The sequence below is a fragment of the Rossellomorea marisflavi genome, from assembly GCF_022170785.1.
Taxonomy (GTDB): domain Bacteria; phylum Bacillota; class Bacilli; order Bacillales; family Bacillaceae_B; genus Rossellomorea; species Rossellomorea marisflavi_B.
Map to the genome: position 1 here is coordinate 4,194,819 of NZ_CP081870.1, position 14,265 is coordinate 4,209,083.

General features: G+C 50.7%; 13 protein-coding genes. 5 read left to right on the forward strand and 8 right to left on the reverse strand.

Features of this window, described 5'->3' with window-relative positions; all coding sequences use genetic code 11:
- Window positions 1–242 precede the first annotated feature (242 nt).
- Window positions 243–1,424 carry an MFS transporter gene (locus K6T23_RS21585; protein WP_079514026.1) on the forward strand — a complete coding sequence of 394 codons (1,182 nt, stop codon included), beginning with the start codon at window positions 243–245 and terminating at the stop codon, window positions 1,422–1,424.
- 71 nt (window positions 1,425–1,495) lie between these two features.
- On the opposite strand, the gene K6T23_RS21590 is transcribed toward K6T23_RS21585, so the two are convergent.
- Window positions 1,496–1,765 (reverse strand): hypothetical protein, encoded by a 270-nt coding sequence (locus tag K6T23_RS21590; protein WP_238283306.1) that lies wholly within the window; start codon window positions 1,763–1,765, stop codon window positions 1,496–1,498.
- A gap of 93 nt (window positions 1,766–1,858) precedes the next feature.
- Entirely contained in the window at window positions 1,859–2,182 is a 324-nt protein-coding gene (locus K6T23_RS21595) for a helix-turn-helix domain-containing protein (RefSeq protein ID WP_238283307.1), read from the reverse strand.
- 213 nt (window positions 2,183–2,395) lie between these two features.
- Here K6T23_RS21595 and K6T23_RS21600 point away from each other — a divergent pair, with 213 nt between their 5' ends.
- From K6T23_RS21600 to K6T23_RS21615, 4 genes are all read left to right on the forward strand, one after another.
- Window positions 2,396–3,223, forward strand: a complete 828-nt coding sequence (locus K6T23_RS21600; protein WP_238283308.1) for a MerR family transcriptional regulator — start codon at window positions 2,396–2,398, stop codon at window positions 3,221–3,223.
- A 29-nt stretch (window positions 3,224–3,252) separates the two neighbouring features.
- Window positions 3,253–4,650 carry an MATE family efflux transporter gene (locus K6T23_RS21605; protein WP_238283309.1) on the forward strand — a complete coding sequence of 466 codons (1,398 nt, stop codon included), beginning with the start codon at window positions 3,253–3,255 and terminating at the stop codon, window positions 4,648–4,650.
- A 227-nt stretch (window positions 4,651–4,877) separates the two neighbouring features.
- Window positions 4,878–6,140: an Nramp family divalent metal transporter gene (locus tag K6T23_RS21610; RefSeq protein ID WP_056539652.1), complete on the forward strand. Its 1,263-nt coding sequence runs from the start codon at window positions 4,878–4,880 to the stop codon at window positions 6,138–6,140.
- Between the two features lie 134 nt (window positions 6,141–6,274).
- Window positions 6,275–6,754, forward strand: coding sequence for a DUF2798 domain-containing protein (locus tag K6T23_RS21615; RefSeq protein ID WP_159646283.1), 480 nt, complete (start codon window positions 6,275–6,277; stop codon window positions 6,752–6,754).
- Window positions 6,755–6,799: 45 nt separating this feature from the next.
- On the opposite strand, the gene K6T23_RS21620 is transcribed toward K6T23_RS21615, so the two are convergent.
- The 6 genes from K6T23_RS21620 to K6T23_RS21645 form a co-directional block, all read right to left on the reverse strand.
- On the reverse strand, window positions 6,800–7,891 hold the full coding sequence (locus K6T23_RS21620) for an acetyl-CoA C-acyltransferase (RefSeq protein WP_238283310.1): 1,092 nt from the start codon (window positions 7,889–7,891) through the stop codon (window positions 6,800–6,802).
- Window positions 7,888–9,348 (reverse strand): AMP-binding protein, encoded by a 1,461-nt coding sequence (locus tag K6T23_RS21625; RefSeq protein WP_238283311.1) that lies wholly within the window; start codon window positions 9,346–9,348, stop codon window positions 7,888–7,890. The genes K6T23_RS21620 and K6T23_RS21625 overlap by 4 nt, the downstream gene beginning before the upstream one ends.
- 99 nt (window positions 9,349–9,447) lie before the next feature.
- On the reverse strand, window positions 9,448–10,029 hold the full coding sequence (locus tag K6T23_RS21630) for a biotin transporter BioY (RefSeq protein ID WP_056539663.1): 582 nt from the start codon (window positions 10,027–10,029) through the stop codon (window positions 9,448–9,450).
- A 182-nt stretch (window positions 10,030–10,211) separates the two neighbouring features.
- On the reverse strand, window positions 10,212–10,646 hold the full coding sequence (locus tag K6T23_RS21635; protein ID WP_056539665.1) for a hypothetical protein: 435 nt from the start codon (window positions 10,644–10,646) through the stop codon (window positions 10,212–10,214).
- 155 nt (window positions 10,647–10,801) lie between these two features.
- A complete protein-coding gene (locus tag K6T23_RS21640; RefSeq protein WP_056539667.1) occupies window positions 10,802–12,268 on the reverse strand; it encodes a glycoside hydrolase family 1 protein in 1,467 nt (488 codons plus the stop codon).
- A gap of 66 nt (window positions 12,269–12,334) precedes the next feature.
- Entirely contained in the window at window positions 12,335–14,233 is a 1,899-nt protein-coding gene (locus tag K6T23_RS21645) for a beta-glucoside-specific PTS transporter subunit IIABC (protein ID WP_238283312.1), read from the reverse strand.
- Window positions 14,234–14,265 lie beyond the last annotated feature (32 nt).

The following is a 14,265-nucleotide window of genomic DNA, read 5'->3' on the forward strand; positions in this document are numbered from 1 at the left end:
GGCACTTACCTTCCTTTTTTCCACAATGTATAAAGAAGAAAGGTGATCAGGATCATAAATACGAGTCCAACTCCCACTAACGTATCAAGGATGAAGTCGATTCTTCCCACCTCCAGTTATAATATCTAAAATCTACCATAGTCATAAGGGGGGTGGAAAGACGTGTTTTTCTCAGAATGTGAGATTTCTCATATTTTTTTGCCGTTCTCCTTGGTATGATGCAATCAAATGGAGGAATCGACATGAATACACAACGCTGGATGAGTAGACAATTTTTCACCTTTTATCTTACATGGGGGATCTTCCTGCCGTATTGGACGGGCTGGATGATCAACTCGAAGGGGGTAACGGTGGCAGAGGCAAGCTTGATCATGAGTCTTGGGCTCGTGATCCGAGGACTCTCCACCCTGTTCGCCTTCCCCTATCTTTCTTCTAAATTCAGCAGCAAGATGCTTTTGAACGGCATGGGGATCGGGACCTTTCTCGCCATCCTTCTTTGCATCCCGGCAAGTTCCTACTGGACCCTCATGGCTGTTGTCCTGCTGCTGCACTTCTTCTATCCTACGCTCATGCCTGCACTCGACACGGCGGCCGGTGTCCTTGTGCAGAACAAACAGCTGAAGCATTACGGGAAAAGCCGCTCGTGGGGGTCCCTCGGCTTCGTCATCGGTGGACTGATCCTCACACTGTTCACAAGTAAGCTTGGCGATGGGGTCATCATCTGGGCCTTATTAATCGGGCTGTTTCTCTTGCTCGGACTCGGGATGCTGAAGGCTCCAGATATCCTGTCGAATAAGCCGAAGCCCTTGCCGGCCGTCCGAGGGGCCATGCTCAAGCTGTTCAAGGTGAAACATTTCGGCCTTGTCCTTGTCATCGTCATCCTGCTACAAGCTGCCCATGCGTCTTACTACAACTACGGGTACATCTTCCTTCAGGAAATCGATGCGCCAAAGTCCTGGATCGGGGCCATCATGAACATCGGGGTCATCGCTGAAATCCTGTTCTTCCTCGTGGCAGACCGCTTATTCCGGAACGTATCTGTCGGGACGATGCTTGCAACGGCCGCACTCGGTTCGACCGTCCGCTGGCTCCTTGTCTTCGCCTTCCCGAGCGTCGCCGTGTTCTCGGTTTCACAGCTTCTGCACGCCTGCTCATTTGCCATGGGACACTATGCGTTCATGCAGTATCTGATCAAGAACATCGCACCGAAGGACGTCCCGAAGGCGCAGGGCATCTATTCCGCCCTCGCCCTCAGCTGGAGCACCGCCATCTTCACCCTGTTTGGAGGATTTCTGTACGAAATCGATCCGCGCTACGCGTTTTTGGGAATGATCGTCTGCACCATCCCATCATTCATCATCGCACTCGTTTACCGGAAGATACAGAAAAACGACCGGAGTGCCCAGTCGTCCCTTGCAAGTTGATGGAGAGCATTACAAAAAGGAATCCTTTGCCTGAGGAGGCGGGATTCCTTTTTTTGTGTGTAATTAACAGCCTAATGGGCCACCGGATGCAGAAGCAGGTACACGGCCGTCACCATGCTCCCGATTCCGATCAATCCTAACAGGGCCATTGTTATCATCCTGTTGATGCGATGCAACGTGAGCAGGCCATAATAAAGCACGGCTCCTACAACCAGGAAGAGTAGGAATCCCATCATCTCGTGCGAGCCCAATGGATGGAGAAGCAGATTCAAGGCAATTCCCCCGAAGATGAATGCCCCGGCTGAAGCCACTACCTTGCCGGGACTGACAAACTGTTCCATGATTTCACCTCCGCCTGTCCTTCCATTTTATCCAGTATAACGGATTGGAGAGTCCCCCATCCACTTGGCGGTACCGGAATCACACATGGAGGATCAAAAACGATTTAGAATCATCGACACCAGTCCATACAGCATGCCAAATGCAGGGAAGATCACCCACCAGGGCCACATGCTCCTTACACTCCCCGTTTCCTTGATGATGATCCGCTCCTGAAAGCTTTTAACCCCTTTGATCAATTCATCAAGTGATATCTTATACAGATCGCTCAAAAGGATCAGATTATCCAGATCGGGGTAGCATTTTCCCGTTTCCCACTTCGATATCGACTGCCTTGAGATATTCAGCTTTGAAGCAACGTCATCCTGGGACAGCCTGCACTCTTCACGCTTTCTTTTTAAATTCCCGGCCAGTTCCATTCCTATCAACCACCTGTTCATTTGTATGAATCCAGTATAATCCCACGTTCACGCCCCCGGAAGAAGTCATTGGTTGAACGTCCGCAACCTGTGGTTGCATTCCAAAACTGCCATTCTTAAGAGCTGTATTCTCGTTTCATACTCCATATTCCTCCCATTGCTTGCTTTTGGGGTAGAATGGTAAAAACGATTTCTATGTAAAGGTGAGGGACTATGAGAAAACGATTGAAGATCGGAGAAATATCCAAACTCTTCAAATTATCAAAACCGACGCTTCGCTATTATGACGAGATTGGATTATTCAGCCCTAAATATACAGACGAACAGAATCAATACCGCTACTATGGCATCGAGCAGTTTGCCACGCTGGATGCCATCATCTTCCTGAGGAAGAACGGGTTTGCCATCAAGGATATCAAGGAACAGCTGGAGAAGCGGTCGCCCGAGGGGACCCTCGACCTCCTTCAACGGAAACTGGAGGAGACCAGGCAGGAGATCCGGGACCTGGAGATCATATCCCGCAAGATCCAGAACAAGATCACCACCATCAAAGAAGGACTGTCCCTCCTGACGGAAACGACTGTCACCATCAAGGAATTCAGCGCCCGTTCGATCACGTATTACTACAATGAAGGGCCCGTAGATATGATTGAGAAGATGGATGAGATCCATTTAAGCGATATGGAGAGGATCTCCCAGATGTCCCACGTCTACGATGGATTTTTCACTGGGGACCTCGGCTTTGTCGTCGATTATCCGAGCTTGCATGAAGAAGGGCCGGTGAAATACAGCCGCATCTTCGACTTGAATGAAGACCATGCCTCGCCCCACTTCCTGAGAGGAGGTCTGTACGCCTGCTACCCCTATAAGGGGCCTTATGAAGACATAAAAGAAGCCCATCTGCACGTACTCGACCATATCCATACTCACGGCTACATTGTCGACGGGGAGGCAATCGAGCTCTACATCCTCGATGAATCGGTTGTAAAGGATGAGAACGATTACCTGACCATGATCCAGGTTCCGGTGAAAAGAAGATGATTGACCTTCAAGCTGCTTGAACGTTTACAATGACTTCTATCACCATCAATGGAGGTCCAATCACCATGGAAACAACAGACAGTCTATTTCTAAAGCAACCGGTGAAGAAGGTATTCCTGCGCTACTTCTTCCCGTCCATGTTCGGCCTGATGGTCATGGCCGTCAATATCCTGATCGACGGCATCTTCATCGGCCACGGCGTCGGTGAGATCGCGCTAGCGGGCGTCAATGTGGCCCTTCCTGTATTCTCCCTCATCTTCGCCATTGCACTCTGGATCGGGATGGGGGGCGGGACGCTCTACTCCATGCACCTGGGGCGCTCTGATCATCATGCAGCAAGAAGTTTCTTCAGTCTTTCCGTCACCGCCGTCATTACCCTGCTCGCTCTTCTCGGGTTCATGGGATACGTCAATATGGAGGCTGTGGGGAGCTTGCTCGGAGCGAATTCGGATACAGCCCCTTTCGCCCATGAATACTTGAGCGTCATGTTCCTTTTCGGTTGGATCATTGCCCTCGAACAGGTGCTGAGCATCTTTGTCCGGAATGACGGAAGTCCCGTTCTTTCTATGATCTCACTGGTCGTCATGGCGCTGGTCAACATCGGCATGAACTATCTGACGATCTTCGTCTGGGGACTTGGGGTGACGGGTGCTGCCGTCTCCACAGTCACAGGGGGAGCAGTCGGCGTACTCATCCTCCTGACCCATTTTATAAAAAAAGAAAGCTCCCTGCGGAAGCCGGCATTTGCATGGAGCCTCCAGCGACTATTTCACATCTTTTCCATCGGGTTCCCCAGCCTGCTGGCTGAGATGGGGATGTTCGTTTTCGTGGCAGGCTACAATGTGACGATCGCCCATCTCCTGGGGACAGATGGGGTGGCCGCATTCTCTGTCATCAATTATCTCCATAGCTTCATGTTCATCACCTTCTTCGGTATCGAAGCCGCCCTGCAGCCGATGATCAGCTTCTATCACGGAGCACGGGAAACAGGGAGCATCAAGGACAGCGTAAGAATCGGGGAAAAAGCCGCACTGATTCTTGGAATCGGATTGACTGGTATCGGATTGGTGGCAGCGCCCCTCCTTGTATCCTTATTCGGGATCGAATCGGAGGAAGTCCGAACCATGGCCATACAAGGCCTTCGTCTCTTCTTCCTGGGATACTTCTTCCTCGGATTCAACTTTGTCTATATGACCTACTTCCAGGCGACGGGCCAGATCGGGGCGTCTTCCCTGATCATCCTCTTGAGGGGATTCATTTTCCTTGTCACATTCTTACTGCTCCTGCCTGCCCTGATGGGATCAACCGGAGTATGGCTCGCCTTGCCATTTGCAGAACTGACGATGACGGCCTTGCTCTTCTTCTTCGTCAGGAGGAAGACACTCTCCGCATCCCCTGTGTCTGCAAAGCATCCCATCCACGGATGAACGACCAAAACAGCCCAAGTCTTAAAGCGACTTGGGCTGTTTTTTATTAAGTGGGCAGGAACACGTTTCTTATGGGTAAGGTTGTGGAAAAATAAAGTCATCTTTCTTTTGTTAAAGTCAGGGTTTCTTGGTTTACAATTTCAGGTGACAGGAATATAATGACGTTAAGTTTGACCTAAGGAAACTTTTTAACCTATAACTAACTATCATGAAGCAGGTGAACATACATGAAGCAGTCAACAAAAACAACGTCTGCGGCAGAAGCCGTCCTGAGAGGGGATGTAAAAGGGTGGAAGAGGATCCTGCCATTCCTCGGACCCGCCTTCATCGCAGCCGTCGCCTATATCGATCCAGGTAACTTTGCGACCAACATCGCCGCAGGATCCACTTACGGCTATCAGCTGCTGTGGGTCATTGCCTTTTCCAATTTAATGGCCGTACTCATTCAATCTTTATCAGCAAAACTCGGCATCGCTACAGGACGGAATCTTCCTGAAGTTGCGAGGGATCGATTCTCCAAGAAAACATCGATCTTCCTCTGGTTCCAGAGCGAACTCGTCATCATCGCCACCGACCTTGCGGAATTCATCGGTGCCGCCCTGGGTCTCCATCTCATCTTTGGGATCGGCATGGTGCCGTCGGCCATCATTACGGCCGTCGCCTCCTTTGCGATTCTCGAAATGCAGCGCAGGGGATACCGGGCATTCGAGACGACGATCTCCGCCATGGTCATCATGGTCGTCCTGGCATTCGCCCTGCAGACATTTTTCGCCCAGCCGGACTGGGCAGCCGTCGGTATGGGGATCGTGACGCCATCCTTTGAGGGGACAGAGAGCATCATCCTCTCGGCAGGAATCCTCGGGGCCACCGTCATGCCCCACGCGATCTACCTTCATTCCGCTCTGACGAACAAGCGGATCGTCGGACGTTCGGAAAAAGAAAAGAAACAGATCTTCCGCTTTGAATTCATCGATATCGTCATCGCCATGATCGTCGCCGGTGCCATCAATATGAGCATGCTCATCATCGCAGCAGCCCTCTTCTTCGAGAAGGGCATGCGAATCGAGGATCTGACCGTCATGTTCAACGAACTCGGATCGAACCTTGGTTCATTCACCGCCATCCTGTTCGGCCTCGGTCTCTTGATTGCCGGTCTTTCCAGCTCCTCCGTGGGAACGATGACAGGTGATGTCGTCATGCAAGGCTTCATCCGCAGGCACATCAATCTGTACCTGCGCCGGGCAATCACGATGCTTCCGCCGCTGATCATCATCATCTCCGGCGTCAACGCAACCAAGGCGCTCGTCGTCAGTCAGGTGATCCTGTCATTCGGTATCGCCTTCGCCCTCGTCCCGCTCATCATGTTCACCAGCAACAAGGAGCTCATGGGCGAACTTCGGAATCACAAGGTGACCACCACCATCGCCTGGATCATTTGCGGAATCGTTATTCTCCTGAACGGTTACTTGATTATCGATACATTCCTTTGACCACGAAAAAAAGAGCATTCCACCCGGGATGCTCTTTTTTGTTGGTTAATTTGTTCACAAATCTGTCACTTACGAAAGAAGAACCTTCCTTGGTATCCTTAGCTTCATTACAAATGAATGAAGGAATGATCAATATGCCAAGCTCTAAAAAAGAAGGTCTCATATTCGGGGTGATGATGTGCTTCGGAATGGTGATCGTCATGTCACTCTATAACGCTGTCATTAACGGAACCATCCAAGATTTCTCCATGTTCTCCGTGGTCGAAATCGTCATAGGACTCGTGATTGCCCTGCTACTGGATATCGCCGTTGTCGGACCCCTTGCCAGGAAGATTGCGTTCAGCCTCCCCATCGACCGTTCAAAAAAAATCAACATGATCCTCGCCATGTCAACCTGCATGGTCATTGGAATGGTTCTCTTCATGTCAGTCTTCGGACTTGTGACAGCCGTCTTCGCTCACGGGTTGGAGGTGGAAAACCTCTTCACAGCCTACCTCATGATTGCCGGGAAGAATGTCATCATGGCATTGCCGCTACAGCTACTCATCATGGGGCCACTTGTACGGGGATTATTCACAAAAGTAGTGAAACCACGCCTTACACCTGCTGCTTGATCCCTTGTGATTCCCGCCCTTTATGATAATGGGCGGGAACACTCATTAAACAACCTCGAACAATACCGTCAACCCTATTCCTCCGCCGCTTCCAATGGCCGCTAACACGAAGCGGACACCGTTCCGTCTCTGCACCTCATAAAAAAGCCTCGTCACCATGATGCTTCCAGAGGCCCCGTATGGATGACCGATCGTCAAAGCACCGCCCGATACATTCAATTTTTCATAGGGGATGGAGAGCTCCGTGGCGCATGCGACAATCTTGGAGGCGAACGCTTCATTGATTTCGACCAAACCGATGTCGTCCATTGTAAGCTGATTGCGCTCGAGGATTTCCTTGATCGCCGGGATCGGTCCTGCGCCTGGAAAGTGGGGATGAACCCCGACGACTTCACTGTCCACAAAACGCAGAACGGGTTTTAAGCCCTTCTTTCTTGCAAGGGACTCCTCCATCACAAGGACAGCCGCAGCCCCGTCATGGATTCCGCAGCTATTCGCGGCCGTGACGGTGCCTCCCGGTTTGATGAGGGGTCTGGCCCTCTTCAACAATGCAGGAAGATTCCTCTTTTTCATCAGCTCTTCGTCAGTATCCACATCGGGAAGGGGGAGGATTTCCTGATGAACCATGCCATCCTCATGGGCCCGCCAGCTCCGATCAAAACTGAGGAGGGCATACTCATCCTGGGCTTCCTTCGTAATGAAGAATCGCTCGGCCACCAGCTCGGCTGCTGCTGGCATCTCGGGGTCCCCAAGTTCATCCGGTGAAAACCGGGCGCGACTTGGGAACGGTGAGGTGCTGACGCTTTCTGCTCCACCTGCAATGTATGCGTGCCCAGCCTCTCCCTGGATAAGGTGACAAGCAAGGCGGATCGCCTCCAATCCTGCACTGCACTGTCGGTCGATGGTCATTCCCGGTACAGCAAGAGGGATACACGCTTCGAGACTTGCCAGGCGCGCCACATTACCTCCTGGACCAACCACGTTTCCGAGGATGACATCACAAATGGGGACCTTGGCATCTCCGGCGAGATGACGGATAAGGGGAGCCGCCAATTCATGGACTTCCAGCTCCTTCAAAATTCCTCCGGCTTTTCCAATCGGGGTTCGCTTCGCCTGGACGATCACAGCCCTTTTCATACGGGAGACTCCAGCTGTCTTCGGAGCTCAGCCCTGGCTACTTTCCCGCTCGTCGTATAAGGGAGGGAGGGGACGAAGAGCCACCGTCTTGGCACTTTGTATCCAGCAAGATGATCCTTGCAGAAACGCTTCAATTCAAGTTTCTCCGCATGTCCAACTACCACAGCGACGGCGATCTGTCCCCAGTAAGTGTCGGGCATCCCGATGACGGCGACCTCTTCCACCCCCGGATGGCGGGCAAGGACCGTTTCAATCTCTTCCGGAAATAGATTGATGCCCCCGTACATAATCATGTTTTTCTCCCGTCCTTCAATGATCAGGAACCCGTCCTTATCAATCTTGCCCATATCATGGACCGTGGCCCACCCGTCTTTATCCCTTATCCCTTCAATCGTCCCGTCTTCCTCTTCATAGTAGCCGTCGATCAAGAAAGGACTCCGGACATGGATCTTCCCGACCTCATCAGGAGAGGTGATGACCCCTCCGCTGCGATCACGGATTTCGATTTCCACATGCCGGCACGGCTTTCCGACAGTCGAGGTCTTGGACTGTCCGTCTTGACCCGTTAGGAAGGAGACAAAACTCAACTCACCCGCTCCATAAAATTCGATCATTTCCATAGCGGGGAACATCATCCCGATTTTCGCCTTTGATTCCTCCGTCCATTTGGCCCCTGAGGAAAGAAGCTTGAATGTCCTCTCCACACTCTGCCCTTCTTTCAGGAAGGCTTCCACCATCGTCGGGACTACATAGAGGGCTGTGATGGGCCAGGACCCAAGCCACTCCATCGTCTGGCTTGGAGAGAATTTATCCAATAGATACACCGTTCCGCCAAGATGAAGCGTACTGATGGCTCCATAGAGGAAATGAGAGTGAAAAAGGGACCCCGGTATGAGAGTATGAACCGTTTCATCCAGTCCGAAGTCATGGACACTGCACTCGAAGCTCTTCACCCATGAATCATGGGAGCGCACGAAGGCCTTCGGACTGCCTGTCGTCCCGGAGGTAAAGCCTGTATAGAAAGGGGGATTGTCTCCAGGGGGTGTGATGGTTGTGAAAGGCGTATCCGCTATTTCTTGAAGACAATCTTCAACCTTTCTCGCCTCCGGAAATACTCCGTTCAAATGATTGAAGGATTTTTCAGTCATGATAATAATGCTAGGTTTCGAGAGGGACACCCGCTTCTCCAGTTCCGACTTCTTCCATTTCATGTCATAAGGGACGGCATTCCCCCCTGCCATGGCTGCCCCTGCGAAAAACTGCAGGAAGTCGATCCCGTTTGGCAGGAGGATACCGATTGTCCGATTGCCTGCATCCCTGGATTGTAGCCAAGCTGCTGTTCGCTCGACTGCTTCTGCCCACTCCCGATAGGTAACGTCTTTATCTTCTGTATGGATGGCTGTCTTTTCAGCTCTGATTTTTGCGTGCTGTGTATAAGCCTTGGTGATGGTCTTCATCGTTTCTCTCCTTTTGTATGGTCTGTTTTGACCCTTTCGTGGAATAGATGGCGGATTCCTTCTTATAAAGCAAAAAAGGACACAAGTGTGTCCTTTCGATTAAGCCGTTTTCGATAGATTGCCTGTCCGTTTCAACGAGCCCAGTGAGCGCATGATGACAGGATGGGTGCGGAGCTTGTAGACGAGGATCGACCCGACCACTGCCTTGATGATATCCCCCGGTATGTAGGCAAGGCTGACCTTCACCGTATCCATCATCGAAATACCCATGACCATTGCCTGCACCGGGATCCCGATCAGGTAGATAAGGAAGATGCCGACGGTAAGATTCACGAGTAGCACATGGTGGAATTTCACTTTTTTGAAAAGGGACAGTACATAGCCGATGACAAACGCCGTGACAGCCCATGAAATGATGTAGCCTCCGCTCGGACCGACGAAAACACCGAGTCCGCCGCGTCCACCAGATAGAAGGGGTACGCCCGCGGCGACAAGTAGAAGGAATACCGCCTGACTCATGAAACCCAGTCTAGCCCCCAGAATACCTCCCGACAGGAGCACACCCATCGTCTGAAGGGTAAGGGGAACCGGGGTGAAGCTAAGGGCGATGGACGGGATCAACCCGAATGAGCCCATTACGGCCGCGAAGACCGCCACTAAAGTCATTTCTCTGATTTTCATATGATGATCACCTGTTTTTATGTCATTTGATAGTTTTATCATAGACACTGGGATGATTTATGTCAACTTAATTTTATTACAGGTTTACATATAAAAATTCACCCTGTTAAGAGTAGCTTCTAAATGAAAAACCACCGGAGAGCTCCTGATCAGAGGCGGTCCGGTGGCACACAAACAATCGTTTATTTTAATACATCATCCTTATAGTCGGTGTCGACTTCGCCAACGAGGTAATCACCGTCAACTTTCTCCATGATCCAGAACACGACTTCTTCATCCTCATCCTCAGATTTCTTTGGACTTACCATGACGACTTCCCATGGATTCTGGTATTGTTCATCTAAATCTTCCTCAATCTCTTTAAGCAGGTTCTTTTTTTTGATGGTTTCGAAGTTCAACTTCTCTACCCCGCCCATCTCGCGGACCATTCCTGCAACCATATCAATTGAACCAACAAGATCGCTGTTACCCCCGACAATGTTGTTATAGGTTTCTTCATCGTTCTTAAGTGCGGCCTTATAAAGGGCTTCGACTGCCTTATCAGGTGAACTCCCAATCGAACAGGCACTTGTCAGTAAAACTAGACCGGCCATCAGTACATACAGTAGTTTTTTCATGTTGAATCTCCCATTCTACTCTCTATTTTTAAACCATTGACTAGAATACGATAAAAAGGAATATTATTCAATCTTTTTAGGTATTTATTAGTAGGTATTTATATTCATTAAATGCACAAAAAGAAGACGGCAGGGTCATCTGCCGTCCTGAAGGATTATAGTTCTTCACCATTTGTTTCAATCACTTTTTGATACCAGGCGAAGGAGTCTTTTTTCGAACGGTTCAATGTACCGTTTCCGTCGTCATCTTGATCCACATAGATGAACCCGTAGCGCTTGGACATTTCCGAAGTAGACATGCTCACAAGGTCGATCGGTCCCCAAGCGGTGTAGCCCATAAGATCGACTCCGTCCTTCACGGCTTCCTTCATCTGCTCGATATGCTGACGAAGGTAGTCGATGCGGTAAGGATCGTGGATGGAACCATCCTCTTCAACCGTGTCGTATGCTCCAAGACCATTTTCCACGACGAATAGTGGTTTTCCGTAGCGGGTTTGGAAATCCTGAAGAGCCACGCGGAGGCCTTTCGGATCGATCTGCCAGCCCCAGTCGGATGACTCGAGGTATTGGTTCTTCACTGCACCCTCTACTAGGTTTCCAGCCGTTGCTTCGAATTCACCGTGGGTTGTCACGGAAATGGACATGTAATAACTGAACGAGATGAAATCTACCGGGTACTGCTTCAGGATCTCGTCGTCTCCTCTTTCCTTGATGACTTCAATGCCGTTTTCAGCGAAGTATCGGTTCATGAAGGACGGGTACTCCCCTTTGGCATGGACGTCGGTGAAGAACAGGTTGAGGTCGTTCATGCGCTGTGCTTTCAGGACATCATCTGGATGGTTCGTCACAGGATATGTCTGCATGCGGGCAAGCATACAGCCTACCTGTGCACCCGGGATGATCTCATGGGCAAGCTTCGTCACCAATGCACTCGCCACGAATTGGTGGTGGGCTGCCTGGTAGGCAATCTGATCGCTTGTTTTCTCAGGGAGGCGATCGATGAGGACTCCTCCACCGGTGTACGGGCTGTGCGTGATCACGTTGATTTCATTGAACGTCAGCCAGTATTTCACGTAGTCCTTATAGCGGGTGAACACCGTTTCGGCGTAGCGGACGTAGAAGTCGATGACTTCACGGCTGTACCAACCGTTATATGTGCGCGTCAGTTCTAGTGGTGTCTCATAGTGGGACAGGGTCACGAGCGGCTCGATATCATATTTCTTCAGTTCCTTAAAGACGTTCTCATAGAATTGAAGGCCTGCTTCATTCGGCTCGGCATCGTTGCCGTTCGGGAAGATCCTCGCCCAGTTGATGGAGAGGCGGAACACTTTGAAGCCAAGCTCGGCAAACAACGCGATATCTTCTTTATAGCGATGATAAAAGTCGATTCCGTCACGTTTCGGGAAGCGATCGTCGATTTTGCCCGCAAGGACATCCTCGATGTATTGGGAAGTCACGTCCATTTTCACGTTGAGTCCGCGCTTTTCCTTCGGGATATGAGGGACCATATCAGCTGTCGAAAGACCTTTTCCATCAAGATTGTATGCTCCTTCCACCTGATTCGCAGCTGTCGCTCCGCCCCATAGGAAGTCTGGTTTGAATCCTGTTATTGTTTTCGTCATGTTTCATCGTCCCTTTCTATAATGGAATGCTTTGGAGACTGCTGCTCTGCAGCCTCCAAGCTGTATTTATTTCACTAATGTCAGCAGTTGTTCTCCTTCAAAGATCGGGCCGGATTCGTTCATCGGCAGCACATCCAGATAATCGGCCGTATTGGTGATGATCACCATGGTGACCGCCTCCAAGCCCGCTTCCTTGATGGCGCCGCGGTCAAACTCGACGAGCACCTGACCGGCTTCGATCCGGTCATTCGTTGCGACATGGGCCTTGAAGTGCTCACCCTTCAAGGAAACCGTATCAATCCCGATATGGATGAGGATTTCTTCACCGTTGTCCCCCTTGATCCCAATGGCATGCTTGGAATCGGCAAGGACCATGATTGTGCCGCTGATTGGCGCCACAATACGGTTGGCAGATGGTTCAATCGCAATCCCTTTTCCCATGATCTCTTCGGCAAAGGTCGCGTCGGATACGTCTTTCAGTGGAACAATGGTTCCTTCAAGAGGAGACTGGATGCTTCCTTGTTTACCAGTAGCAATCGGTTGTTTCGGCTCAGTATCTGTTTTTACAGTCGCACCGTCTTCCGGGATATCCTCGAACCCAAGGATCAGGACAAGGATGAACGGAAGGAGAAGCGAAAGGACGAACAGGATGATGGCAATGATGATCGCAGCTGATGCACCGCTCGGATCTGCGAAGACCGGGAGGGAGAATACCCCCACAAGTCCGCCGAGTGCGAAGGCTTTGAATCCGTACCAGCCGGCAAACGCCCCAAGGACGGCACTGGAACCCAACGCGTATACAAATGGCTTTTTCAGTTTCATATTGACCCCGTACATGGCCGGCTCGGTGATTCCGATAGTGGCGGAGATCCCTGCCGAGATTGCCATTTGACGAAGTGCTTTATTCTTAGTACGTACAGCCACACCGAATGCGGATCCGGCCTGTCCCAGGTTGCTGATGAACATCATCGGCTGTAGGACAGCGTCATTGCCGTATAGGTTCAAATTTTGGATGGCAATCGGAACGAATGCATAGTGCATTCCGGTCATGATGATCAACGGCATCAACCCGGCCATTAACGCTCCTGCGACAGGACCTGCATGTGTGAAGAGCCACAGGAAGATATCAGATAAGCCGTTTCCTAGGTTGGTTCCAAGCGGGCCGATCACCCAGAGGGTAAGAGGCATAACAATCAACAAAGTGATCATCGATGAGAACATAAGTGAAATGACTGATGGAATCACTTTTTTCACTAAGTTGTACACGTACTTTAGCAGAATGACGCCGAGGATGATCGGTACGACGCTTGATGCATAGCTCAATACAGGAATCGAGATGAAATCTGCACCGAACAAGGTGAAGCTTTTCGCGTCGGTAAAACCGTTGGCTGCATTCATAAACGTCGGGTACATAAGCGTTCCAGCCACGGCAAGAGCCAAGTATTCATTGGTCTTTAGCTTACGGGCAGCAGATACGGCCAGGAAGAACGGCATGAAGTAGAACACGCTGTCTCCTATGGCATTAAGTACGGCATACGTGTCTCCCGTATCCTTCAACCATCCGACAGTAACAAACAGGGCCAAGAACCCTTTCAGTAACCCCGCACCGGCAAGAGCCGGCAGGATCGGAGTGAAGATACCGGAAATGAAGTCCATGACTGCAGACAACGCGCCTTGCTTTTGTCCTTTGCCTTCCGGAGCACTCCCGGATCCGCCCACAAGCGGTTCAACTTCCTCGAATACATCCGATACCGTGTTCCCGATGATCACCTGGAACTGATCACCTGAAAACTGGGCGCCAAGCACCCCGTCGATTGATTTGATTGTATCGATATTGACCTTTTCTTTGTCATGAAGATTGAAGCGGAGCCGGGTGACACAATGCCACGCCTGATCGACGTTCCCTCCACCTCCGATGTTTTCAACTACCTGTTCGGCTAATTCTCTATACTTCTTTGCCATCATTCGTTCCCCCTTTTTGTCCAAAAAAATACCCA